This window comes from Algoriphagus aestuariicola (genome assembly GCF_017254835.1).
In the GTDB taxonomy this organism is placed as follows: domain Bacteria; phylum Bacteroidota; class Bacteroidia; order Cytophagales; family Cyclobacteriaceae; genus Algoriphagus; species Algoriphagus aestuariicola.
Map to the genome: position 1 here is coordinate 1 of NZ_JAFKCW010000057.1, position 290 is coordinate 290.

Annotated in this window: 1 protein-coding gene; it reads left to right on the top strand. The window is 56.6% G+C overall.

Annotation, left to right across the window (positions count from 1 at the left end):
- Nucleotides 1-107 precede the first annotated feature (107 nt).
- Nucleotides 108-290, top strand: a 183-nt coding sequence (locus J0A67_RS23655; RefSeq protein ID WP_317195074.1) for a hypothetical protein, incomplete at its 3' end; no start/stop codon positions are given.

Below are 290 nucleotides of genomic sequence, written 5' to 3' on the forward strand. Positions count from 1 at the left end.
TGCATATCGCGACCGCCACCGCCACCTACCTGGTCGGCTGATGATTGTGTGCGGTGAGCGTCTTCAGTACACTCACCGCATCTTAAGTTCCCCACCAGAGTGACGTCATGGACGCAAAGCAAACGCGTCAGGGCATTTTCTTTGCCCTGGCCGCCTATTTTATGTGGGGCATCGCCCCGGCTTATTTCAAACTGATCCAGCAAGTGTCCGCGGATGAGATCCTCACCCACCGGATCATCTGGTCGTTTTTCTTCATGCTGGCGCTGATCACGCTGGGCCGCAACTGGCCT